The 23910-nt window shown below is 63.9% G+C and carries 22 protein-coding genes and 4 pseudogenes; 11 read left to right on the forward strand and 15 right to left on the reverse strand.

Going from position 1 to position 23910, the window contains the following annotated elements:
* Positions 1 to 33: 33 nt before the first annotated feature.
* From ACSKB8_RS22515 to ACSKB8_RS22535, 5 genes and pseudogenes are all read right to left on the reverse strand, one after another.
* On the reverse strand, positions 34 to 642 hold the full coding sequence (locus ACSKB8_RS22515) for a hypothetical protein (RefSeq protein ID WP_438106452.1): 609 nt from the start codon (positions 640 to 642) through the stop codon (positions 34 to 36).
* Positions 639 to 1487, reverse strand: coding sequence for an ABC transporter permease (locus ACSKB8_RS22520; protein ID WP_438106454.1), 849 nt, complete (start codon positions 1485 to 1487; stop codon positions 639 to 641). Before ACSKB8_RS22520 ends, ACSKB8_RS22515 begins: the two co-directional genes overlap by 4 nt.
* Positions 1484 to 2290, reverse strand: coding sequence for an ABC transporter ATP-binding protein (locus ACSKB8_RS22525; protein ID WP_438106456.1), 807 nt, complete (start codon positions 2288 to 2290; stop codon positions 1484 to 1486). The genes ACSKB8_RS22520 and ACSKB8_RS22525 overlap by 4 nt, the downstream gene beginning before the upstream one ends.
* Entirely contained in the window at positions 2287 to 3255 is a 969-nt protein-coding gene (locus tag ACSKB8_RS22530) for a YVTN family beta-propeller repeat protein (RefSeq protein ID WP_438106458.1), read from the reverse strand. Before ACSKB8_RS22530 ends, ACSKB8_RS22525 begins: the two co-directional genes overlap by 4 nt.
* A gap of 8 nt (positions 3256 to 3263) precedes the next feature.
* A pseudogene (locus tag ACSKB8_RS22535) lies at positions 3264 to 4446 on the reverse strand (ABC transporter substrate-binding protein).
* A gap of 59 nt (positions 4447 to 4505) precedes the next feature.
* Here ACSKB8_RS22535 and ACSKB8_RS22540 point away from each other — a divergent pair.
* Positions 4506 to 5075, forward strand: coding sequence for a DUF3280 domain-containing protein (locus tag ACSKB8_RS22540; RefSeq protein WP_438106460.1), 570 nt, complete (start codon positions 4506 to 4508; stop codon positions 5073 to 5075).
* A 161-nt stretch (positions 5076 to 5236) separates the two neighbouring features.
* Here ACSKB8_RS22540 and fghA read toward each other — a convergent pair.
* Positions 5237 to 6081 (reverse strand): annotated as a pseudogene (fghA, locus tag ACSKB8_RS22545) (S-formylglutathione hydrolase).
* A 70-nt stretch (positions 6082 to 6151) separates the two neighbouring features.
* Positions 6152 to 6773, reverse strand: a pseudogene (locus ACSKB8_RS22550) (response regulator).
* Positions 6774 to 6969: 196 nt separating this feature from the next.
* Here ACSKB8_RS22550 and ACSKB8_RS22555 point away from each other — a divergent pair.
* From ACSKB8_RS22555 to rpsU, 4 genes and pseudogenes are all read left to right on the forward strand, one after another.
* A pseudogene (locus ACSKB8_RS22555) lies at positions 6970 to 8330 on the forward strand (histidine kinase).
* Between the two features lie 163 nt (positions 8331 to 8493).
* On the forward strand, positions 8494 to 10965 hold the full coding sequence (locus ACSKB8_RS22560; RefSeq protein ID WP_438106461.1) for a TonB-dependent receptor: 2472 nt from the start codon (positions 8494 to 8496) through the stop codon (positions 10963 to 10965).
* 156 nt (positions 10966 to 11121) lie between these two features.
* On the forward strand, positions 11122 to 11319 hold the full coding sequence (locus tag ACSKB8_RS22565) for a hypothetical protein (protein WP_438106463.1): 198 nt from the start codon (positions 11122 to 11124) through the stop codon (positions 11317 to 11319).
* Between the two features lie 509 nt (positions 11320 to 11828).
* Entirely contained in the window at positions 11829 to 12104 is a 276-nt protein-coding gene (gene rpsU, locus ACSKB8_RS22570) for a 30S ribosomal protein S21 (protein ID WP_027572522.1), read from the forward strand.
* A 32-nt stretch (positions 12105 to 12136) separates the two neighbouring features.
* Here rpsU and ACSKB8_RS22575 read toward each other — a convergent pair whose 3' ends face one another.
* From ACSKB8_RS22575 to ACSKB8_RS22585, 3 genes are all read right to left on the reverse strand, one after another.
* Positions 12137 to 12415 carry a DUF1488 domain-containing protein gene (locus ACSKB8_RS22575; RefSeq protein ID WP_130211800.1) on the reverse strand — a complete coding sequence of 93 codons (279 nt, stop codon included), beginning with the start codon at positions 12413 to 12415 and terminating at the stop codon, positions 12137 to 12139.
* Positions 12416 to 12534: 119 nt separating this feature from the next.
* A complete protein-coding gene (locus ACSKB8_RS22580) occupies positions 12535 to 12831 on the reverse strand; it encodes a hypothetical protein (protein ID WP_438106465.1) in 297 nt (98 codons plus the stop codon).
* Entirely contained in the window at positions 12824 to 13090 is a 267-nt protein-coding gene (locus ACSKB8_RS22585; protein WP_438106466.1) for a hypothetical protein, read from the reverse strand. Before ACSKB8_RS22585 ends, ACSKB8_RS22580 begins: the two co-directional genes overlap by 8 nt.
* Before the next feature lie 351 nt (positions 13091 to 13441).
* On the opposite strand from ACSKB8_RS22585, the gene ACSKB8_RS22590 reads away from it, so the two are divergent.
* From ACSKB8_RS22590 to ACSKB8_RS22600, 3 genes are all read left to right on the forward strand, one after another.
* Positions 13442 to 13786 (forward strand): hypothetical protein, encoded by a 345-nt coding sequence (locus ACSKB8_RS22590; protein ID WP_438106468.1) that lies wholly within the window; start codon positions 13442 to 13444, stop codon positions 13784 to 13786.
* 128 nt (positions 13787 to 13914) lie between these two features.
* Complete coding sequence (locus ACSKB8_RS22595) at positions 13915 to 14256, forward strand: hypothetical protein (protein ID WP_438110906.1); 342 nt, start codon at positions 13915 to 13917, stop codon at positions 14254 to 14256.
* Positions 14257 to 14317: 61 nt separating this feature from the next.
* On the forward strand, positions 14318 to 14725 hold the full coding sequence (locus ACSKB8_RS22600) for a hypothetical protein (protein ID WP_438106470.1): 408 nt from the start codon (positions 14318 to 14320) through the stop codon (positions 14723 to 14725).
* A gap of 200 nt (positions 14726 to 14925) precedes the next feature.
* Here ACSKB8_RS22600 and ACSKB8_RS22605 read toward each other — a convergent pair whose 3' ends face one another.
* Positions 14926 to 16413, reverse strand: a complete 1488-nt coding sequence (locus tag ACSKB8_RS22605) for a sulfatase-like hydrolase/transferase (RefSeq protein ID WP_438106472.1) — start codon at positions 16411 to 16413, stop codon at positions 14926 to 14928.
* 208 nt (positions 16414 to 16621) lie between these two features.
* Here ACSKB8_RS22605 and ACSKB8_RS22610 point away from each other — a divergent pair, with 208 nt between their 5' ends.
* The 3 genes from ACSKB8_RS22610 (at position 16622) to ACSKB8_RS22620 (ending at position 20155) form a co-directional block, all read left to right on the forward strand.
* A complete protein-coding gene (locus ACSKB8_RS22610; RefSeq protein ID WP_438106474.1) occupies positions 16622 to 18085 on the forward strand; it encodes a GH1 family beta-glucosidase in 1464 nt (487 codons plus the stop codon).
* A 252-nt stretch (positions 18086 to 18337) separates the two neighbouring features.
* Positions 18338 to 19570 carry an acetyl-CoA C-acetyltransferase gene (locus tag ACSKB8_RS22615; protein WP_438106475.1) on the forward strand — a complete coding sequence of 411 codons (1233 nt, stop codon included), beginning with the start codon at positions 18338 to 18340 and terminating at the stop codon, positions 19568 to 19570.
* 282 nt (positions 19571 to 19852) lie between these two features.
* Positions 19853 to 20155: an HU family DNA-binding protein gene (locus tag ACSKB8_RS22620; protein ID WP_084805933.1), complete on the forward strand. Its 303-nt coding sequence runs from the start codon at positions 19853 to 19855 to the stop codon at positions 20153 to 20155.
* A 72-nt stretch (positions 20156 to 20227) separates the two neighbouring features.
* Here the strand turns inward: ACSKB8_RS22620 and ACSKB8_RS22625 are convergent, their stop codons facing one another.
* The 4 genes from ACSKB8_RS22625 to ACSKB8_RS22640 form a co-directional block, all read right to left on the reverse strand.
* Positions 20228 to 20383, reverse strand: a complete 156-nt coding sequence (locus tag ACSKB8_RS22625; RefSeq protein ID WP_164934584.1) for a hypothetical protein — start codon at positions 20381 to 20383, stop codon at positions 20228 to 20230.
* A 5-nt stretch (positions 20384 to 20388) separates the two neighbouring features.
* Complete coding sequence (gene lon, locus ACSKB8_RS22630) at positions 20389 to 22782, reverse strand: endopeptidase La (protein ID WP_438106477.1); 2394 nt, start codon at positions 22780 to 22782, stop codon at positions 20389 to 20391.
* 8 nt (positions 22783 to 22790) lie between these two features.
* Positions 22791 to 23174: an Hsp20/alpha crystallin family protein gene (locus ACSKB8_RS22635; RefSeq protein WP_370991044.1), complete on the reverse strand. Its 384-nt coding sequence runs from the start codon at positions 23172 to 23174 to the stop codon at positions 22791 to 22793.
* A gap of 152 nt (positions 23175 to 23326) precedes the next feature.
* Positions 23327 to 23893 (reverse strand): YciE/YciF ferroxidase family protein, encoded by a 567-nt coding sequence (locus ACSKB8_RS22640; RefSeq protein ID WP_130211786.1) that lies wholly within the window; start codon positions 23891 to 23893, stop codon positions 23327 to 23329.
* Between the last annotated feature and the right edge of the window lie 17 nt (positions 23894 to 23910).

The following is a 23910-nucleotide window of genomic DNA, read 5'->3' on the forward strand; positions in this document are numbered from 1 at the left end:
GGGAACTTTGGTGAGCCGTCAGCGAGCCTGACGCTATTCCATTTCCTGCTGGATCACGCGCCCGAGCGCGAACAGGCGCTGGTCGATCGTGGTCGGAACCTCGCAGACGAATCGCACCACTTTGTGACGATCCTCGAAAATGCGGGTCTTCCAGATCAGTTCGTTGCTGAGCGCCTCGACCTTGGCATCTTCGCGCGGCGTTGCGCCCTGGAGCGCCTGGAGCGCCAGCGTCTCCTCACGGATCTTGTCGGCGGCCTCGCGCTGCTTGCGGCTGACGCGTTCGAGCCCGTTCATCACCTGGGAGCGCTGGGCGTTGAGCGTGTCGAACAGGCCGGCAAACAGCAGTTTGGCATTCGCGGTCTTGTCGGACGCGGAGGCGGCCAGAAACTCCTTCACCGACTTCTCGGCCTCGTCGAGCGGCGTCTTGCGCGCCGACAGCTTTGCGACCAGCGCGCTGATCTTGGCATCGTCCTTCCATTTGTTCTGGACGTCGTCGAGCGGCGGGCCGGCCCAGACAGCCGCCAGCGAAATCTCCGGCACCTTGGCCTGGGTGCAGGGCCAGTCCGGATAGCGCGAATCGGCCGCGCGCGCGGCCGTGCTCGACAGCGCAATTGCCATGGCAGCCAGGACCAGAACCTTCATCCTTCGCCTCCCGCAGGCCCGCGTCGCGCCAGCCCGCGCGACGGATCATAGGCGAAAATCGCACCGATCATGAAGACGATTGTGCAGATCGCGACCACCGCCAGCGAAATCCAGTTGATCTGTCCGTACAACGCGAATCGTATCAGCTCGACCGCATGGGTGAACGGATTGGCCTCGCAGAGGTAATGCAGATAAGGGCTGCCCTCCTGGACCCGCCAGAGCGGATAGAGCGCGGAGGAGGCGAAGAACATCGGGAAAATGACAAAATTCATCACGCCGGCGAAGTTTTCCAGCTGCTTGATGCCGGAGGAGATCAGCATCCCCAGCGAGCCCAGCATCAGCCCGGACAGGATCAACGCCGGCAGCACGGTGAGATAGCCCGATGGCGGCGGGGTGATGTCCCAGAACCAGGCGATCAAGAGGAATGCATAGACCTGAAGCAGCGACACCGCGGTGCCCGCGAGCAGCTTGCAGAACAGCAGGAACCCGCGCGGCAGCGGGCTCACCAGCAGCGTGCGCATATTGCCCATCTCGCGGTCATAGACCATCGACAGCGAGGACTGCATGCCGTTGAAGAGCTGGATCATCGCCATCAAGCCAGGCGCGATATAGACCTCGTAGAGGATGTAGGTCTCGTAGGGCGGGATGATGGAAATGCCGAGCACCTGGCGGAAGCCGGCGGCGAAGATGAACAGCCACACCAAGGGCCGCACCAAAGCCGAGACGAAGCGCTCGCGCTGATGCAGGAAGCGCAGGCCCTCGCGCCAGACGATGCCGGTGAGGCAGGTCATGTACTCGGCGAACGAGAAGCCGCGCGGCGCCTCGCGGGTGGTGATGCTGCTCATGCGCCGCCTCCCGGCATGGTTTGTGCGCCGGTCAGGCGCATGAAGGCGGTGTTGACGTCCTGCGCGCCGGCTTCGGTGACGACGCGGCTCATCGGGCCCTGCGCCAGCACCTTGCCCTGGTGCAGCACCACGAGATCGTCACCGGGCATGATCTCGTCGAACAGGTGCGTGGCCCAGAGCACGCCGATGCCTTGCTCGGTCACGAGCTGGCGAACATGGCCGATGATGTCGGCGCGCGCCTTGACATCGAGGCCGACGGTCGGCTCGTCCAGCAACAGCAGCCGCGGCCGGTGCAGCAGTGCCCGTGCGATCTCGAGCCGCCGCATCTGCCCGCCCGAGAGATCGCGCACCTTGCTGCCGGCGCGCTCTTCGAGCCCGATGCGGCCGAGCAGCTCGGCGCTACGTGCAGCCGCCTCGCGCCGGCTGATGCCGTGCAGCGCGGCGTGATAGAGCAGGTTCTGCGTCAGCGAGAGGTCGAGATCGAGCGTACGCGGCTGGAACACGACACCGAGCAGCCGCAGCGCCTCGCCAGGGCTCTTGCTGATGTCGTGACCGAAGATGGAGACACGACCAGCCTGGATGCCGAACAGGCGCGTGATCAGTGAAAATAGCGTGCTCTTGCCGGCGCCGTTGAGGCCGAGCAACGCCGTGAAGCTCGCCGGCTGCACGTTGAAGGAGACATCGGTCAGCGCCCGTCGCGGCCCGTAAGAATGGCTGACGCCGTCGATCGACAGCGCCGGCACCGCGGCCGCTTCCGGCCTCGAGGTCTCGCGCGGCTCACCGATGGGGGCAGGGCTGGTCATGGCGCGATCGCGACGCCCCACGGCAGTTCGCCCACTTGAATTGTCTTGATCACTTTTTGCGCGGCGACGTCGATGACGGACACGTCGTTGGACACGCCATTGGTGGTGAGCAGGTATTTTTCATCCGGCGTGAACGCCATGTGCCAGACCCGCTGTCCGACCAGCAGATATTTCGTCACCTTGCGCGTCGCGACGTCGACAACGGCGATGCGGTTGGCGGGGCCGAGCGCGATGAAGGCGGTCTTGTCGTCCTTGGTCATGCCGATGCCAACCGGCTGGATCGCCTCTTTCCGCAGGCCCGGAATCTCGAAGGTGACCTTGCCGATCACCTCGTGCTTCCCGGGATCGATGATCGAGACGGTGCCGCCAATCTCCGAAGACACCCACAATTCCGAACTGTCATGCTTGAACTCGGCAAAGCGCGGCCGCGCATCGACCAGCACATTGGCAACGATCTGGCGCGAGGATGTGTCGATGAAATGCGCCATGTTGGTCGTCTCGGACGTGTTGATCAGCATCTTGCCGTCGGGGCTGATGGTCATGCCCTCGGGCTCGACGCCGACCTGGATGTCGCTGAGCCGGGCGCGCTTCTCGAGATCGATCACGGTCACCGTGTTGTCGTTCTCGTTGGCGACGTAGAGGACCTTTCCGGCGGCATCCTGGGCGAACAATTCAGGGTCGGGGCCGGAGGGCAGGCTGTCCACCACGCTTTGCGTCTTGGCGTCGATCACCTGGATGGTGTCGTCGTCGCCGACCGCGACCATCACGAACTTGCCGTCGCGTGTGAAATCGATGCCACGCGGGCGCTGGCCGACCTTGATGGTCTTGGTCACGGTCCAGCTGTCGGTATCGATCACCGACACCGTGTTGCTCTTCTCGTTCGAGACATAGGCGATGAACGCATGCGCGGGCGCTACCGCCAGCGTCAGTCCGGACAAGAGCCCCACACGCCACATGCGCAACATCTGCGTCCTCATTTCAACTTGCATTTGCTCTCCGGGCGGTCATAGCCGAGCGTGTCGAGCTCGGAGACCTGGTGCAGGAATCCCTCCTGTGGCGACACCGTTACCACCATGCGGCCGTCGACCAGCAGGATCGGCTGGCGCAGCTGGAGATTCCAGTCGCGCAGGGTGAGCCGCGTGCCCTTGAAGGCGGCGACCGAGAAATCCGGGCCCTTGATGAAGTCGGTGACTTTCTTGACGTCGCCGGAATTGGTGCGCGAGGTGGCTTCGCCGATCATGCGCACCGCGGTCCAGGCCTGCATGTCGAGCGCGGTCATGCGCCGCGAATTCAGCTTGACGAAGCGGTTCTGCATCTGGATCGCGCCCCACTGGTCCTGCGCGGCATCCCAGCTGCGCGGCACGAGGCCGGCCGAGCCCGCGACGGGGCGCGGATCCCAGGTGCGATAGGGCAGATACGCGCCGAACACCTCGCTCTCGTCGGCGACAACGAGCACGTCGTACGCCGGGGCCTGCTGCGTGAACACCGGCATCTGGCGCTGGATCAGCGTCACGCCGGAGTCGAGTCCGGCGCGCGCCGCCTTTGTCCTCGAAGGTGCGCTCCTGCACGATCTTGGCGCCGAACCGCGTTGCGGTGCGCCGGAGTGCATCGGCGAACAGCTTGTCCTCGTCATGCGAGCCGACCACCAGCAGCCAGCGTTTCCACAGCTTCCACACCAGATATTGCCCGAGCGCATCCGCCAGCATCGCGCGCGTCGGCGCGGTGTGGATGACGTTGGTGCGGCAATCGGCCTCGCGCAGCCGCTCGTCGATTGCGCCGACGTTGAACAGCAGGGTGCCGCGATCGCGCAAGGCGTCCGAGACCTTCAGCAGCGCATCGGCCGGCAGGTCGGCGATGATGAAGCCGTTCTTCTCGGCGAGCGCAGTCGCGGCCTGGACTGGATCCTCACCTTCCTTGATGCGGCGCTCCTCCAGCGTAAAGCGCTGGCCCAGGAATTTTCCGGTGGTGTTGTTGTCTTCGATGGCGAGACGGGCGCCGGCGACACCGTCATTCTCCGCGGGCTGCTCGACCAGCGACAGCGTCGATCTGGTGCCGGCGACGCCGAGATAGCCGACGCCGATCGCAACAGGGTCCGCCGCGAGCGCGCTCGTCGCGGCAACACCCAAGCCGATCAGGCCGACCAACCATCGGATCATGTTTCCTCCGGACGATCTCTCCGGCTTGACCGCCGTTGGAGAATTGTCTCTGCTAAAGCATGACCAATTTGTCAGGGCATGCAACCCCGCATTTCGTCCTCGCGCGCATGGGGACTGGAATCACGATCGTGCGAGCACTGATACGTCTGGCCGCTTTGCTGTTGACCGGATCGGTCGCGCTCGCCGACCCGCCGAAACTGGCGGTGTTCGATTTCGAGCTGATCGACACCAGCCTGCCTGGCGAGTTCTACGGCTCGAGGCCCGAGCTGGCGCGGCTGGAGCGCATCAGCGAGCAGCTGCGCAAGGAGCTGGCTGATTCAGGCAGGTTCCAGGTGCTCGACATCGCCCCAATCAGGGATGCCGCCCGTCACGCGAACCTGCAAGCCTGCGGCGGCTGCGACCTCAAGCTCGCCGGGCAGCTCGGCGCCGAGCTGGAGATCACCGGGCTCGTGCAGAAGGTCTCGAACCTGATCATCAACCTGAACATCTATCTGCGCGACGTGAAATCCGGCAACATGATCACGGTCGCCAGCGCCGACATGCGCGGCAACAGCGATGAATCCTGGACGCGAACGATGAGCTATCTGATCCGCAACCGCTTGCTGGCGCCGAATTACGGGCGGCCGTGAGGTCTTCGCCTCTCCCCGCCTGCGGGGAGAGGCCGGAATTCGCGAAAGCAAATTCCGGGTGAGGGGGAGTCTCCGCGACTCCAACTGTTACCGTTTTTGCGGAGGCGGCCCCTCACCCCAACCCTCTCCCCGTAAGAACGGGGAGAGGGAGAGGAGAAAGCTCACCCCTTCAATCTCTCCGCATGCCAGTGCAGATGATCGCTCATGAAGGTCGAGATGAAATAGTAGCTGTGGTCGTAGCCCGCCTGGCGCCGCAGCGTCAACGCGATGCTCGCCTTGGTGCAGGCGGCTTCAAGCAGCTCCGGCTTGAGCTGTTCTTTCAGGAAGTTGTCGGCCTCACCCACGTCGATCAGGAAGCCGGAGAATTTCGCGCCGTCCTCGATCAGTGCCACCGTGTCGTGGCTGCGCCAGGCGTCCTTGTTCGGCCCGAGATAACCGGTCAGCGCCTTGATGCCCCAGGGCACGAGCGAGGGCGCCACGATCGGGGCGAAGGCGCTTGCCGCGCGGTAGCGGTGCGGATTGCGCAGCGCCACCGTCAGCGCGCCGTGGCCGCCCATCGAATGCCCCATCACCGATTGCCGCTTGGCGTCGACTGGAAAATTCTCCGTCACCAGCTTCGGCAGCTCGTCGGTGACGTAGCTCCACATGCGATAGTTGCGTGCAAACGGCTCTTGCGTCGCGTCGACGTAGAAGCCGGCGCCCAGGCCGAAATCATAGGCGTTGTTGGCATCACCAGGCACGTCGGGCCCGCGCGGTGAGGTGTCGGGCGCGACGAAGGATCAGGCCGAGCTCGGCGCAGGCTTTGCGGAATTCGCCCTTCTCGGTGACGTTGGCATGCGCGCAGGTGAGCCCGGAGAGGTACCAGACCACGGGCAGCTTGGCGCCGTCGGCATGCGGGGGACATAGACCGAGAACACCATGTCGGTTCCGGTCGCCTGGCTCGCGTGGCGGTATACGCCCTGCACGCCGCCATAGGATTTGTTCGTCGACAGTCCTGAATCGTCATGCCCAAAAGCTCCGTGGCATCTCACCACATCAAGATTGCAACGCTTGTATGACCGAAATTTGTGGCGATGTCAGGCAACGCCGCTGTCGATCGCCAGACGCACCAGCTCGACCGAGGTCTTCACCCCGAGCTTCTGTCGCATGATCGAGGAGGTGTTGGCCACCGTCTTGTAGGACGATTGCACCAGCCAGGCGATCTCGGACAGGCTTTTTCCGGCGCTGAGCAGCCGCAGGATCTCCATCTCGCGCGCGTTCAGCTTCGACAGCGGGCTTTGCGCCAGCATCGGTCCCGCAAAGGCAATGCTGCGCGCGATCGCGCTCGGCAGGTAGGTGCCGCCGCCGCCGACGGCGCGGATCGCCTCGACGAGGTCGTCGGGGTCGCCGGTCTTGGAAACGTAGCCCTTGGCGCACGCATTCGATCGCGCGCGCGGCGAAGGCCGGATCGTCGTTCATGCTGAACATGATGATGCGGGCCTCGGGCGCGCGCTCGAGGATGCGGCGCGCGAGCTCGAAACCGGAGACGGTCGGCAGGTTGATGTCGATGATGCAGAGGTCGGGGCGCTCGACGATGAAGACGCACTCGCCGTCTTCGGCATCGGCAGCCTCCAAAATCTCGATCTCGCCCTCGTCGGCCAGCACGGCACGGCAGCCGGAGGCGACGATGGGATGATCGTCGACGATCAGAATGCGCATAGGCGTTCCCCGCGACAGCCTCGGCCTGTTCTGCGCCGCATGAGGGCCGACCAGGCAAGACGCGCGCGTCTTCACGTCGCCTCATGCAACCCGGCCGGGATTGCTGTACGCTTCCGATTAGATATCCGCCGCTTCGCCTCTGTCAACGTCATCGGACAGGCGCGGGCAAAACCTTCGCGGGGCACGAGCGATACCAATGTGGCAAAATCTATCCTTGCGCGGGCGCATCAACCTGTTGCTGGCGCTGCTGCTGGCACTCGGGCTCGCCGTCAATATCGGCCGCCAGGTTGCGGAGGCGGGGCCGCGCGTGCAGGCCGAGGACCAGAGCGTGATCCGACTCGCGCGCGAGTTCATCGAGATGATCGTTGCCGATCTCAACGAGGCGCCCGATCCGGATGCGAGATTGAACCAGATCGCGCGCGATCTCAGCCGTCTGCGCCATGTCAGCATCGCGCTTCGGGACGCCGGCGGCCATCCGCTGACGCCGCCCCGGCCTGATGCCGACGCCGAGACGCGCGGGCCGCCGGCCTGGTTCGTCAGCCTGGTTCATCCTGAGCAGACCGCGGTCAGCGTGCCCGTCTCGATCCATGGCAAGCCCGGCTCGCTCGTGATCACCTCGCATCCGAACGACGAAATGGCCGAAATCTGGGACAGCATCGTGACCCAGCTCGAGGTCGGCTCGGTTATCGCGGTCGTGCTGTTCCTGGTGATGATGAATGTGGTCGGCCGGGCGCTGGTGCCGCTCCAGTCGTTGGCCGAGACCATGGCCGAGATCGAGGGCGGTCATTATGACGCTCGGGTCACGCCGGGCGGCGCGCCCGAACTCGCCGCGATCTGCGGCAAGCTCAATCATCTCGCGGCAGCGCTCGGCGAGGCGGTCGAGGACAAGCGGCGCCTTGCCGAGCGTGCGGTGTCGCTCCAGGACGTTCGAGCGCAAGGAGATCGCGCGCGAGCTGCATGACCAGTTCGGGCCGTATCTGTTCTCGCTGCGCGCTCATGCCAGCGCGCTGGCGAAGCTGGCGGACGGACGTGCGCCGAGTGCGGAGGCCGTCCGAAAGCACGGCAGCGCCTTGCTGGAGCAGATCAATGCGCTCCAGCAGTTCACCCGCCGCGTGCTGGAGCGGCTCCGGCCCGTCGGCCTCGCCGAGCTTGGCCTGCGCCAGGCGCTCGAATTGCTGTCGCGGCTATGGCGGGAGTTCGCATCCCGAGGTCACGATCGAGACCTCGATTTCGCCCGCGCTGGGCGCGACCGGCGAGACCGCCGACCTCACCATCTACCGCATCGTGCAGGAGGCGCTCACCAACGTGTTCCGCCATGCCGGCGCAACCTCGGTCAACGTCGTCATTGAACCGGCGGAGCAGGCGACCCGTGATGGTCGCGTCTGCGCCCGGGTGAGGGTCAGCGACAATGGCCGCGGCATGGAGCCGGGGCACAAGCTCGGCTTCGGCCTCGTCGGCATGCGCGAGCGGATCCTGGCGCTGGGCGGCACGCTCAATGTCGTCTCTGGCGAGAGCGGTTTGACCGTCGAGGCGCTGGTTCCGACGGCGGCGGCCTGATCGCGCCCGACATCATCGGGAAGAATTCCCGATTTGGTCGGGAAAACGGGTGCGGATATCTCCCGACCTTTTGTGGCTGGCGCACCCACTGCCGCTGATTACACTTGTCTCGACCAAACGGCGAAAATCAAAACAGCCGGTGGTCACGGATTGGAAGGCGGGGATGGGCAAGGGTCTTTCGTTCAAGCGTCGTTTGTTGATGGCCTCGGTGTCGACGGGGCTGATGTCGGGATTGGTCTTTGCAGGCCCTGCCGCGGCGGCGCAGGACGATGAGACCAACGTTCAGAACCTGCCGCCGGTCGAGGTGACCGCACCACCGCCATCGACGGCGAGGCGCACTGCGCCATCGCGACCGGTCGCCCGCGTAGGCGCGCCGTCGTCCGCGAGCCCCAGGACACGCATTTACGTCTATCCGACCGCACCGGGCACCGGCCGAGGTCTCGACGTCGACAAGGTCCCGTCGTCGATCAATGCCGTCGATGCAAGCCAGATCAAGCGCACCGGCTCGCTGAACGTCACCGATGCACTGCGCGACAACATCGCCGGCGTCAACATCAGCGAAGTCACCGGCAATCCGTTTCAGCCGGATGTCGAGTTCCGCGGCTTTGTCGCCTCGCCCGTGACGGGCACGCCGCAAGGCCTCGCCGTGTACCAAAACGGCGTCCGCATCAACGAAGCCTTCTCGGACGCCGTCAATTGGGACCTGATCCCCACCGCCGCGATCAGGTCGGTGACGCTGGTGACCAACAATCCCGCCTTCGGCCTCAACGCGCTGGGCGGCGCCATCGACCTGCAAATGAAGGACGGTTTCACCTATCAGGATGCGGAGCTCGATGTCATGGGCGGCTCGTTCGGCCGCATCCAGGGCTCAGCGCAATGGGGCAAGCAGGTCGACAAGAATTTTGGCGTCTATGCCGCGCTCGAAGGCCTGCACGACAACGGTTTCCGCAATTTCTCCCGATCGGACGTGCGGCGCTTCTACGGCGATGTCGGCTACAAGGCCGGCGACAGTGAATTCCACGCCAACATGGGCGTCGCCAAGAACGATTTCGGCGCCAATGCCACCGTTCCGGCCGAGCTGCTCGACAAATATTGGGGCGCGACCTACACCACACCGCAGACCACGAGCAATCGCGTCGGCTATCTCAACCTCACCGGCAAGGTCGATGCGACGCCGACCTGGACGCTCGAAGGCACCGCCCATGTGCGCCGCTACGAGCAGAAGCTCGTCGACGGCAATCCGACCGATGTGCAGGAATGTGCCATTGCAGGGCTGCTGTGCTTCGGCGACGATACGACACCGACGAACGGCACGAACGGTCTTCAGCTCGCCAATCCCTTTGCCTCGGGCACCATCCTCGGCGAGATCGACCGGAGCACGATAAGGTCGACCACTCTCGGCGTGTCGGGGCAGGCCACCAACACCGATCAACTGTTAGGCCACGACAACCGCTTCGTGATGGGCGCCACCTATGACGCCAGTGTCACGCGCTATAATGCGACCGCCGAGATCGGCTCGATCGGAGAAAACTACGTCGTCAGCGGCAGCGGCGTCTTCTTGGGAGCGACCGGCACGCCGGATCCGGTTGCCGGTCCTATCTCGTTGCGGACCGTCAATCAGTATAACGGCATCTACGCGATGGATACGTTCAACGTCACGGACGCCTTCGCCGTCACCGGCGGGGGCCGCTTCAACGTGGCGCGCATCACGCTGGAAGATCAGCTCGGGACCGACCTCAACGGCGATCACACCTTCACCCGGTTCAATCCGGTGGTTGGCGGCACCTACAAGATCACGCCCGAGCTGACCGCCTATGCCGGCTATTCCGAGGCCAACCGCGTGCCGACGCCGCTCGAGCTCGGTTGTGCCGATCCAGTCCGTCCCTGCCTGCTTGCGGCGTTTCTCGTCTCCGACCCGCCGCTGAAGCAGGTCGTGTCCAAGACAGTAGAAGCGGGCCTGCGCGGCACCAAGGAGCTGAACATCGGCACGCTCGGCTGGAAGATCGGCGGCTTCCGCGCCACCAACTATGACGACATTGTTGCGGTACCCGCCGTCGGGCGCACCGGCTTCGGCTATTTTTCCAATGTCGGCCGGACGCGCCGGCAGGGATTCGAAGCCGAAGTCGACATCAAGTCTCCCACGCTCCAGTTTCAGGCGAGCTACGCCTTCCTCGACGCGCGCTTCCTTGACCCGCTGGAACTCGGCTCCGAGAGCCCGTTCAGGGATCCTGTCACCGAGACCATCCACGTCTCGCCCGGCAACCAAATCCCCGCGATCCCGCGCCATCGCGTCAAGATCGGCGTCGACTACGCCGTGACCGACGTCTGGAAGGTTGGCGGCAACGCGCTGTTCGTCTCCAGCCAGCATCTGGTCGGCGACGAGTCGAATCAGTTCGCGAGGCTACCGTCCTACACGGTGTTCAATCTCCACACCTCCTACCAGGTCACGAAGAACGTCCAGCTCTACGGCCGCGTCGACAACGTCTTCGACAAGCGTTACGCGACCTACGGCCAGTTCTTCGACCGCGAAGCCTTGCCCAACTTCACCAATGGCGGCGCAGAATTCACCGACCCGCGCTCGCTCAGCCCGGCACGGCCAAGGGCGTTCTATGCGGGCATGCGGGTGACGTTCTAGGCGTCCTCGATGCACTACCCTCCGCTACGGCCTGAGGCGGACTCGCACTGGCGCTGCGTCATGTCTACTTTATTCAAAGCAGACGCGTGAGCTTCGGCAAACTAAATCGGACGCATTCGGATATCAGTGCTAAACACGGGGATGATGAAATTCCTTATGGTTGCGCTGGTCACCACATTTCCGGTCCTCGCTCAAGTCAGTTCCACTCAAAAGCCGCCGCTTACCGATCGCGAACAGGTTAAGGTTGACCGCGCGAAAGCGGCCAAGGCCGAGAAGAGTGCGCCCACAACGCGGCCTTGGGATCGTGACGCGGACGGCAAGCGCCCCTGGGATCAAAAGCCCTCGAAGCCCTGACAGAACAATGTCGCGCCCGCGCCATGCGCTCGAACTCCGTTCGATGCTTCTGGAGATAGCTGAAGGCCTGCTTCTGCGTGTTGAATGTCGTCGCGAGCCGGCACGTCTGCCGATTTGCGCCGGACGCGAGCAAGAAAGTGATGATTCCGCAGTCTGGCTTGATTCTAGGCACGACCTGCACTTTCCGGCATGTGATCGGCCCCTTTAAGTTTCGTCGGTGGCGTTCAAGGCGATTATCGCGCCGGCGTCTTGAACGCTTCTTGCGCGCTGGCAAAGCTATTCTAGGCGCTTCGCGCGCCTCTGTTGACATGCAAGCAAGACGTTATCGATTGACAGCGCTGCACGAGAGTGGTCACGTGGATGCCACCAAGCTGCATCGCTGTGACAAGCAGATCGGCTCAGCGCGACGAATGTCGCCGCCACTATCCTCAAAAGTCGCAATGAAGCTCCTGCGCAATCGGCTGCCAGCAGGACGTGTCGCATCCGCAGCCCTGAGCGAGGAGGATCAATTGCACGTACTTGTCAGAGACAACAACGTCGAGCAGGCACTTCGTGTTCTCAAGAAGAAAATGCAACGCGAGGGCGTCTTCCGGGAAATGAAGCAGCGGCGTTCCTACGAAAAGCCGTCCGAGAGAAAGACCCGCGAGAAATCTGAAGCCATTCGCCGGGCCCGCAAGCTCGCTCGGAAGCAGGCGATCCGAGAGGGCTTGCTGCCCGCGCCGCCGAAAAAGAAACCGTTTGAGCGCAAGCCACCCTTGCCCGAGATCAAGGCACGGGCGGAATAGAGAGCGCCGTCATTGGGAAGCATGCCGTCGGGCTATGGTCTGAAATCGATGCCTCGCAGCACGATGCCCGGTGGCGTGCCTTCGAACTCTGTCGCGCGATATTTGCTGGCCGCTCGAGCTTCGATGCGATCCCGCAGGCGCGTGAACTGGGCTTCCCGCTGCTCGGGTCGGACTTGCGGCCCGCGCTCGAGATAGTCCATCGCGGAGGTGGAGATCGCACAAGGAATCTCCCTGGCACCGTCATGCATCGAGAACCGGACGATCATCCGGTCGTATTCGTGGCTGATAAAGCGGCCGCTGGTCAATGTCATGGCTTGCTCCGGTACCTGATTGCGACCCGGCACGATCGTGCCTCCAATCATCTCCCGCGCCCGCTTCCCGGTCGCCCGAGCATGGCACGCGTCGCGAATGCAGGCGGCCGGCGTTCGCCTCAGCCCTCCCCCGATAGCCGGGCGAAATCGTCGAACAGTGCTGCCACCAGCGCGCGATGGCGCGTATCCTCGGCAGGCAGACTCGCAGCATAGAGGTTGAGCAGATGACGCGCCCTCACTGCCGCCTCCGGCCAGGACGCGGCAGGCACCGTCATCATGCGGTTTTCGAGATCGGCTTCGCGCTCGCGCAGCTCGCGGAGATTGGCCTCGACGTCAGCCAACGCGCGGCGCAGGTCGGTTGCTTTCTGCGCGGCCATGCCGCGATGCTTGTCGAGATCGACCGGCTGGTCAGTCATAGGCGATGCTCGCGTCCGCAGCTTGCGCGTTCGCAAGATCGATCGAGGCGATCGACAGCATCTCCGTGGCGCCGCAAGCGCCTTCGGCGCGCATGGTGATCATCGTGGCAATGCGGCGATAGGCCGAGAAGGTCAGGCCCTCGATCGTCTCCTCGTCGGTGACGATCTCATAGGTGCCGGCCGGCAAGACGCGCTCGATGCCGCGGATGCGGAACGGATGCTTGAAGTTGACGGTTTCTCGCCGCGAGCGGATGGTCATGCACGCCTGCCTTTCGCAAGTGAAGGCCCAACCGATGCTGGCTGTCGCGACCATGCGCCCTTCGCGCAGCAATAGCCAGCACTATCGTGACCCGCCGGCAAACGAAGATGTCACAGCGGAGCCGTCCCCGCGCCGCATTTAACGCTCGCTATTGGCTCGGCACGGGCGTACGCTCGCCGCCATCACCGCACGTCTCAACGGCTTCGACCGGTGACTGAGGGTCACGTGTGCTCCCGCCGAAGGCCTCGCAGGAGCATTCGATGTCTCGTGTTCGCATCTCGGAATGGATCGTGCCGCCGGTGATCGTTCCGTTGTTTTTGCTGCTTCTCGTGTGTGGAACTGCCATCCTCAATGGCTAGGGCAACCCGCGTGCCGTATCTGGTCAGTGGGACCAAGGAGTACGGAAGCTCCAATGTCGGCCGCGGCAGTGCAACGGTCGCGCTGCGGCTCGCGCGAAAACTGCTGCGCGAGGGCTACATGGACGTCAGGGTCTGCACTCCGCGTGGACGGGTGCTGCAGTCGAACGAACTCGACGAACTCAAACCACCAAAGGAGAGCGACATGGCGAAGGGCCAGCAACGCGGCAATCGCGAAGCCAAGAAGCCGAAGAAGGAAAAAGCCAAGGTGATCGCCGCGGCGCCGAGCCGCAAGGAAGCCGCTTGGCAGCCGGATTTCGGGGCGGTGAAAAAGAAGTAGCGAGGAACGAGGCCGAGCGTTCGAGGCGCGCCCGAATTGATCCTCCCAACCGGCAGCTTTGATGTCGCCTGTTCGTCCGTAGCGGACGCGCGTCGGCGTTCCACGTCCGCTTTTCCAAGCGACATGGCTTGATTGATCGAGAGCGGCCTCCGCGATCGGGCGGATGGCACGAGATCGGCTGCACCCTGAATTCCTCGCCGCCGCATTGCTCGTTTAACCAAACAGAAACCATCGCAAATGATCCGAAAATTTTAACGAAACTCTCCGGCCGTCTGCGCGTCGGTTCGCCGGAGGGCCGCCTGATGACAGAGCACCAGTTGAAAGAGCAGGAATTCCAGATCGCGCGTTACAGGCGCCTGGAGCGGGAAGTGACAGATCCGCTCGCCGCGTGTCTGCTTCACAGCATCATCGAAGAGCTTGAAGCCGAGCTGCGCAAGGACAGACCGGATTGGCACGGGCCGCGCGATTAACGCTTTCTTAGCGCTAATGATGCGGACTATCCGCTTGGGAATACCAGGGGAGACGGCTCCCATGCTGAAGGACGGCACCTACGCGGCTTGGTACAAGACGCCGCTCGACCAGGGTACCGGCATCGTCCATGTCGCAGACGGACAGATCTGGGGCCGCGACAGCCTGATGACGTATCATGGCTCCTGTCAGGTCGATGGAGATCGCTTCACCGCCACTGTATCGACGAAGCGTCATACCGATGGACGCGCAACGGTGTTCGGCAACGACGATGAACTGACGCTGACCATCGAAGGAAACTGCCCCGGCAAGATCGCGACCTACACGGCGACCGCCGTACAAGTCCCAGGAATGATCCTCCAGGGCACGCTCATCCTGACGGAACAGCAGCCACCGGCACCTGAACGATCCGAGCAGATGCCGGCGTTCAATCCCGACAAGCTGCCGAAGTTGCCGAAGCGCTCGCGCTGAGCGAGGAGAGGCATCGCGCTGGTCTCCGATACCTGGGCTGATAGCGGCAAAACGGCAGCTGGACAACCTTGAGGGCGTGAAGCCACTTTACAGATCTTCGAGGACGAGAGCGACAGACATGCGCAATACCGCTGCTCGGTCATTGCGCACTTCGACTGCTATCCGCCCCGCTGCACTTCCGTTGACATTATGCAAATCAATCATCGCGAATTGACGAGGCTTAGACTTGCCGCGTCGTCTGTCGATGCTCGCTGTTGGTTGTGAGCGTCCTGCATCGGCGGAGGAGACGCTCGCTGTGGCTGGAGCCTGTACCAAGCCACTTGACCGGGCTCGAATTGGGCCCGGTCATGTCTCGACCAGAACGGCGGCGCATGGTCGCCGACCACCAGGATGTCGGCCGGCGCCACGGCTGGGTCGCGAGCTATCTTTGCGACGACGGCGAATACGTCGTGCCAAAGTTCGGCCATCCTGCAAACCTTGGGTCGACCGAAGACGCCGCCGTCGGTCTCGCAATGAAAATCCGTCAGAGCTTGACCAGGCGCGACCGGAATATGGGTATTCAGTGTGAGCCAATAGATGAACCGTGGCTTGCCTTGCTTTCCCGCTTCGCGGGAGGCCGCCGAAATCACGGGCGCGAGATCTGCATCGCACGCGCCGGCGAAGGCGCTGCCGCATACGCGGCGGGTCGTTCTGACCAGCTCGTCGCGGAAGAGTTCCTGGTCGAAGCCGATTGTCGGATACCACTGCTCACGCTCGAACATACCTCCAGCGAAGCCGTGCACGGCGATGTTGCTATAACCTCGTGCGGCCAGCAGATCCGGCAGGCAGGTGTTGGTGTCATTCTGAACGTACTCTGTGTAGAATGTGCGCGTATTACATAGTTCCCGCATCTCGCCCGATGTCGTCGAACCGAAATAGACCGTTTTTCCGGAGGTGATGGTGTAGTCCCTGGTCAGACTTTGATCATACAGGGGTTCTGCTATGCGCGTTCGGGCGTTCTGGTCCTTCAGGTAGCCCAAGCTCTCGACGATCACCAGGACGACGTTGTTTCCGTCGGCCCCTGCTGCCTGCCTAAAACCCGACACCTCCGCAGCGGATTGGATCGGCTCGTGGCGTCCCATCGTGGAGCCGAAATGGTAGTGTGGCGACGCGTTGCTGACATAGTCCATCACGCCGAACGCCTGTGCCAAGAAGAAGAGAACCGGTATGTTCGCATTCATAAGCATGGCGCGCGGCCTTAAGCATGCCAGGCTTACGCCCGTCGTCATGACGAGTGTGACGATCAAAGCGAAATAAAGCGGTGAGGCGAAGAAATTGATGCGCCTCGCGTGGTCGACAGCTGCCATTAGATCACTCAGCCCGATGCCGAACATGAGAGACAACGTTTGCACAATGTCGAAGGTGAGCACGGCAAGAAACAGCGCGACCGTGAGCATGAAGGGAATACGCCGCGCCAGGATGGCAATGCTGGCATAGAGAGCGATGGCGATGGTCCGCGGCGGCAAGCCGATATCGACCAATGAAGCCATCGTTGCCAGCGAGATTAGGTTTGGTATCAGCAGCCCGCCCGCGAGGAGCCGCACGTTGGGCGAATCGAGCGTGCCAAAGAACGTGGACCACTTTTCGCGACCTTGCGCGGCCCGCCGCGGATTGGCGGCAATTGACGACGGAGGCATTTTCGCAACCAAAAAGGGACTGTTTTTTCTGAGTGCAGCCTATAGGCGAGACCTGAAGCTTAGATTAATTGTGCTGCGGAAAACGCGTTGAATGAGTTAACTATGGGGAGGAGGCCCCAGCTTGCCGACTTTCCAGGACGTCGAAGCCGGACATTAATGCCTGAGCGTCCGCGCCGAAGCGTCGGGCGTCTGGCCCAAACCATCTCAGGAGGCAGCATCAATGTCGGACAAGGTCTCGCGTCGCCAATTCGCGAAAATCGCGGGGCTGTCCGCAGCCGGAATGGCAAATCCCGTTGGGGCCGTCGAGGTCAACCCGGCACCGCCGCCGCGCGCCGGCACCGGCTTTCCGGCGGGCTTTGTCTGGGGCACGGCGACCTCGTCCTATCAGGTCGAGGGCGCGGTCAACGAGGATGGGCGAGGGGCTTCGATCTGGGACAAGTTCGTGCGCATCCCCGGCAAGATCGAGGACGGCACTACCGGCGACCGCGCCAATGAGCATTATCGCCGCTACAAGGAGGATATCGCGCTCATCAAGGAGCTCGGCTGCAAGGCCTATCGCTTTTCGGTCGCCTGGCCGCGGGTGTTTCCGGATGGCGATGGCAAGCCGAACCCGAAAGGGCTCGACTTCTACAACCGGCTCGTCGACGAGCTCCTCAAGAACGGCATCGAGCCGTGGCTGACGCTCTATCATTGGGATCTGCCGCAATCGCTCCAGGATCGCTTCGGCGGCTGGCGCTCGACCGAGACCTGCAAGATCTTCGGCGACTACGCGGCCTATGTCGCCGCGCATCTGACCGACCGGGTCAAGAACGTGTTCACGCTGAACGAGAGCGGCCGCTTCGTTTATTTCGGTTACGGCATTGGCATCGACGCGCCGGGCCTGACGCTGCCGCAGGCCGAGCTCAACCAGATCAGGCACAACAGCGCGGTCGCGCACGGACTCGCGGTGCAGGCCGTGCGCGCCCATGGCCGCCACGGCACCAGGGTTGGACCGGCCGAGAACATCGATGCCTGCGCGCCCGCGATCGACACGCCGGAGAACGTCCGCGCCGCTGAGATCGCGCTACGCGAGATGAATGGCGGCTATCTCAACGTCATCATGACGGGCCAGTATACCGACGCCTTCCTGAAATTCGCGGGGGCCAACGCGCCGAAATACACCGATGCGGAGCTGAAGATCATCTCCTCGCCGGTTGATTTCCTCGGCCTCAACATCTACGCGCCGCAGAACTACGTGGTTGCTTCCGACCAGGGGGCCGGCTTCATGCCGCTGCCGATCCCGAAATCGTTCCCGCACATGAATTCGGACTGGCTGCGCGTCGGACCCGAGACGATCTATTGGGTGCCGAAGCTGGCTGCCAAGATCTGGAAGACGGACGCGATCTATATCAGCGAGAACGGCACGTCCGGCGATGACGTGGTGAGGCCCGATGGCAAGATCTACGACACCGACCGCATCATGTATCTGCGCAACTATCTCGCCCAGCTCCAGCGTGCCACCAGTGAGGGCGTGCCGGTGCGCGGCTACTTCCTCTGGAGCCTGATGGATAATTTCGAATGGGTGTACGGGCTGAACAAGCGCTTCGGCCTTTACCACGTCAATTTCGACACCCAGGTCCGCACCCCAAAGCTCAGCGCCAGCTTCTATCGCAACGTGATCGCGACCAACGCGGCGGGGGTGTGATCTCTTCGCCTCTCCCCGCCTGCGGGGAGAGGCCGGAATTTGCGACAGCAAATTCCGGGTGAGGGGGGACTCTCCGCGAGTTCCATCTGCTACCGTCCTTGCTGAAGCTCCCCTCACCCGGATTTTCCGCTGCGCGTAAAATCCAGGCTCTCCCCGCACGCGGGGAGAGGCGAGGCGAGCCACCACGCATTGACTCACCTGTCCCCCTGATTCACAACGCCTCTCAACACCCATAACAAGAGGACAACGCCAATGGCTGACGCGCTGATCATCGATGCCTGCCGGACCCCGCGGGGCATCGGCAAGGCCGGCAAGGGAGCCCTGTCGGGCATTCATCCGCAGCAGCTCGGCGCAACTGTGCTGCGCGCGCTCGCCGACCGCACCGGCATCGACACCGCCGATGTCGACGACATCGTCTGGGGCTGCAGCGCGCAGGTCGCAACGCAAAGCGGCGATCTCGGCCGGATGTCGGCGCTCGATGCCGGCTATGACGTGCGCGCTAGCGCCGTGACGCTCGACCGCTTCTGCGGCTCCGGCATCACCAGCGTCAGCATGGCCGCAAGCTCGATCATGGCAGGCGCGGAAGACCTCGTCATCGCCGGCGGCTGCGAGATGATGTCGATGGAGGGACGCCGTGGCGGCGGTCCGATGATGATGGATGGCGGCAATCTGCGCCTGCGCGCGCGGCACCCGCAGTCGCATCAGGGCGTCTGTGCGGACGCGATCGCGACGCTGGAAGGCATCACGCGGCAGGACGTCGACGCGCTCGGGCTGGAGAGCCAGAAACGTGCCGCGCATGCGATCGCGAACGGCCACTTCAAGAAGAGCCTCGTGCCCGTCCACCGCGAGGACGGCAGCCTTGCGCTCGACCATGACGAATATCCGCGCCCGCAGACCACGATGGAGGGCCTGAGCAGCCTGAAGCCGGCGTTTCCGGCGATCGCCGACTACGCGCTCGACGACAAGGGCACGACCTATCGCGGCCTGATCCTGCAAAAATATCCGGACCTGAAAATCGACTTCGTGCACCACGCCGGCAACTCGTCCGGCGTCGTCGACGGCGCCGCCGCGATCCTGCTGGCCTCGCCGGCTTACGCCAAGGCGCATGGCCTCAAGCCGCGCGCCCGCGTGGTGGCGATGGCCAACATGGGGACTTCGCCGACCCTGATGCTGAATGCGCCGGTACCGGCGACGCGCAAGGTGCTGGCGAAGGCGGGGCTGACCGTCGACGACATCGACCTGTTCGAGATCAACGAGGCCTTTGCGGTGGTTGCGGAAAAATACATCCGTGATCTCAAGCTCGACCGCGCCAAGGTCAACGTCAATGGCGGCTCGATCGCGCTCGGCCATCCCATCGGCGCGACCGGCGCGATCCTGATCGGCACCGTGCTCGACGAGCTCGAACGGCGCGACCTCAAGCGCGGTCTCGTCACCATGTGCGCGGCCGGCGGCATGGCGCCGGCGGTCATCATCGAGCGCATCTAACCCTTATTTTTCAGGGTGAATCGCGACCGGCCTCCGGCAAAGAGGCCGGTCGTCGCTTGTCGAAAGCATCGAATCAGCTTTAGCAAGGTGGCTTGCGGGCCTTTGAAACAAGGCAAAAACCGCTGCCTGAGGCTCCTTTCGCTCCGGAAGCAGCTAAAATGCAGGGTTTTTTGTCACAGAGGGCCAAAAAAGCCCGTAAAAACGCGATAAAACTGTGCAGAAGGCTATAGGCCTTCGCCGCTTGGTCTAATATGCAACCGGCAACGAATCAGAGGAGACACGATGCCAACCCAAATGTCCAAATCGCAGCTGATCGAAAAGATTGCGACCGCCACCGAGCTTTCCAAGCGTGACGTCAAGAGCGTCATGGAGACGCTGACCGACGTCGGTCACAAGGAGCTCAAGAAGAACGGCCTGTTCCTGGTGCCGGGCTTCGCCAAGTTCGTGGTCATCAAGAAGCCCGCCACCAAGGCGCGCAAGGGCACCAACCCGTTCACGGGTGAAGAGATGATGTTCAAGGCCAAGCCGGCCCGGAAGATCGTCCGCGCCCGCCCGGTCAAGGCTGCCAAGGACGCCGTGGCCTGACAACGCAAAGGCCCCCTCGGATAGGAGGGGGCCTTTTATTTGGGGCTGCCGCGAGGGCTTGAGACGGAGGGCTCAACCCTTGCGGCGCTTCACCCGGACCGGGACCGGCTGAAGCCGCGGTCCTGGCGCCGCCAGCGCATCGCGAACCCGGTCGATGGCGCGATCGAGCAGCTGGCGCAGCCGCTGCGTTTTCCGTGATCGCTTCGCTCTTTCCAGCAATCCGCTCATCGCATTCACTCCGCTGCCTCAACCTTGGCATCAGCCGGCTCGAGCGTCGCGGCGATGGCTTCGTCCACGCGCTCCAGCCAGATGAATTCGAGGTTGTCCCGCGCGCTCTTCGGGATGTCGTCGTAATCCCGCTTGTTGCGCGCCGGCAGCATCACCCGCTTCAATCCGGCCGCGGCCGCAGCCACCACCTTCTCCTTGATGCCGCCGACCGGCAGCACCAGGCCGCGCAGCGAGATCTCGCCGGTCATCGCGGTGTCGCTGCGCACCGTGCGATTGGTGAGTAGCGACGTCAGCGCCGTGAACATCGCAACGCCCGCGCTCGGCCCGTCCTTCGGGGTCGCACCCGCGGGAACGTGAACGTGGATGTCGCTCTTCTCGAACAGCTGCGGATCGATGCCGAGCTGGGTGGCTCGGCTCTTCACCAGCGTCAGCGCAGCTTGCACGCTCTCGCGCATGACGTCGCCGAGCTGACCGGTCAGGATCAGCCCGCCCTTGCCGGGGACGCGCGTCGCCTCGATGAACAGAATGTCGCCGCCGACCGGCGTCCAGGCGAGGCCGGTGGCAACGCCGGGAACGCTGGTGCGTAGCGCGATCTCGCCCTCGAAGCGCGGCTGGCCGAGCACGGTGGCGATGTCCTTCGTCCTCACCACGACCTTCGCGGCCGTGCCCTCGGCGACCTGCACCGCGGCATGCCGGAACACCTTACCGATCTCGCGCTCGAGGTTACGCACGCCGGCCTCGCGGGTGTAGCCCTTGACGATCAGCTTCAGTGCCTCCGGCTCGATCTCGGCCTGTTCGGCCGAGAGGCCGTTGGCCTCCAGCTGGCGCCGCACCAGGTAGCGCCGCGCGATCTCCAGCTTCTCGTCCTCGGTGTAGCCGGCGAGGCTGATCAGCTCCATGCGGTCGAGCAGCGGACCCGGGATCTGGTCCAGCATGTTGGCGGTCGCGATGAACACCACGCGCGACAGGTCGAAGGGCACGCCCAGGTAATTGTCCCGGAACGTCCCGTTCTGTTCGGGGTCGAGCACCTCCAGCATCGCGGCGGAAGGATCGCCCTGCACACCGCGGCCCATCTTGTCGATCTCGTCCAGCATCATCACGCAGTTGCGGGCGCCCGCCTTCTTGATGCCCTGGATGATGTTGCCGGGCAGCGCGCCGATATAGGTGCGCCGGTGGCCGCGGATCTCCGCCTCGTCATGCACGCCGCCGAGGCTGACGCGTACGAAGGGGCGATCCATCGCGCGTGCGATGGATTGGCCGAGCGAGGTCTTGCCGACGCCGGGCGGGCCGACGAAGCACAGGATCGGCGCCTTGCCCTGCGGAGCGAGCTTGCGCACCGCCAGATATTCGATGATCCGGCTCTTGATCTTCTCCAGGCCGAAATGGTCGTCATCGAGGATGCGGCGCGCCTCCTGGATGTCGATCGGCTTCTCCGCGGGCAGCGCCCAGGGCAGCTCGATCAGCCAGTCGAGATAGCTGCGGACCATGCCGGCTTCGCCGGCGGCCTCCGGCATGCGCTCGTAGCGACGCAGCTCTTTCTTGGCGTGCGCGTCCGCCTCGGGCGGCATGTTGGCCTTGGCGATGGCAGCCGTCAGCTCGGCGACCTCGGCCGCCTTGCCGTCGCCTTCGCCGAGCTGGCGCTGGATGGTCGCCATCTGCTCGCGCAGGATCGCCTCGCGCTGCCGCTCGTCGAAGCTGGCGCGGGTCTTCTGGCCGATTTCGTTACTGATGCGCAGCACCTCCAACCGTTCGGCGAGGTGCTTCGACACCTTCTCGACGCGCAAGGCGAGGTCGATGGTCTCCAGCACCTCCTGCTTGTCCTGCGGCTTGATGTCCATGAACGAGGTCGCCAGGTCCGCCAGCGCGCCGGGCGCGCTGGTGCCCTGGAACATCGCGGCTAGCTCGGGCGGGGCCTGCGGCAGCAGCTCGATCGCCTCGATGGCCAGGCGCTGCAGGTTCAGCGCGCGCGCCTCGATCTCGGGCGAGGTCGTGGTCGGCTCGGGGATCTGCTGGATGCGCGCAGCCGGGAACGGCGTGCCCGGCAGGAAGTCGAGGATACGCGCGCGCTGCACGCCCTGGCAGACGATGTGGTGGGTGCCGTCGGGCGCGGTGATGTAGCGCACGATATTGGCGATGGTCGCGACCCGGTAGAGGTCGTCCGGGCCGGGCTCCTCGATCTCGGGGCTGCGTTGCAGGACGATGCCGACCGGCCGCTGCTCGCGCAGCGCCTGCTGTGCGGCGGCGATGGACTTTGCCCGGCCGATCGAAATCGGCGCGATCGCGCCGGGGAACAGCACCATCTCGCGCACGGGGATGATGATCAGCGCGTCTTCGGGGACCTTCACGTCGGAGTTGTTTTGGGAATTGGTCTGGACGTTATTCATCTGTTCGGTGGCCATGATCGACCTCAGGATTTGGCGAGACGCAGCGCAACGCAGCCGTCCATCACGAAGCGGCTGATGGCGTAGCGGCCAAGGGGGAGCGCGATGCGCCGCTCGAAGCGGCCCTGCGGTAGCTCGAGCCGGTGGATGCGGGCGTTGCGAAGCTCCGGCGGAAGGGTGCGCTGGCCGGAGATGACGAGCGTGCCGTCATGGATCATCGTCTCGACATTGTCCGGATTGACGCCGGGAAGCGCGACCAGGATCAGGAGCTCATGCTCGGTTTCGAGCACGTCGATCGGCGGCTCCCAGCAGGCTTCCTGGCGGCCGAACTGCTGGCGCAGCCGTTCGGCGCGGGTCAGCGAGTCCAGGGCTTCCGACAGCATCCAGTCGAGGGGATTTTTTGGTTGCATGATGCGGACTCGGCGGTGGGAAAGGCTGCATATGGGGCCGGTTCCGCGGAAATCCAGCCCGACGACGCGGGCGTGCCATGCGCCATCGTGTGATCCCGAACAGGCAAACGCCGCGGCCGGGACCGCGGCGTCTTTTCTTGCGCGCGTGCGGCTCAGGCCGCCGCGCGGTACTCGTCTTCCGCTTCGAGGTTGATCACGGACGTCGCTAGCTCGGTCAGCGTGTGGTCGGTCGCCTCTTCCTCGTCCAACGTCTCCTGGAGCAGCCTCGCCGCATCCTGCATGCCCAGCTCCTCGGCCCAGGTCCGCAGCGTGCCGTAGCGGGAGATTTCGTAGTGCTCCACGGCTTGCGCCGCCGCGAGCAGACCGGCGTCGAGGGCAGGGGCGTTCTTGAACGCCTTCATGATCTCGGCGCCCTCGTCGGTGATGCCGTTGATGGCCTCGCAAGTCTTGCCACGTGCGGGCTTGCCCAGCATCTTGAAGACTTGGTCGAGACGCTTGACCTGGCCCTGGGTCTCGCGCAGATGCTTGTTGAAGGCCGCCGCAAGATCTTTCGAATGCGCAGCCTTGGCCATCTTCGGCAGCGTCTTGATGATCTTGTTCTCCGCGAAATAGATGTCCTTCAGCGTCTCCAGGAACAGGTCGCTGAGCATCTTCGGCGCCTGACGCGGTCGGCGCGCGGCGGTCTTCTTGGTTGTGCGTTTCTTCGCTCGTTTAGCCATACGTCCTCCTCTCGAGG

The sequence above is a fragment of the Bradyrhizobium sp. BR 1432 genome (assembly GCF_051547705.1).
Taxonomy (GTDB): Bacteria; Pseudomonadota; Alphaproteobacteria; order Rhizobiales; family Xanthobacteraceae; genus Bradyrhizobium; species Bradyrhizobium zhanjiangense.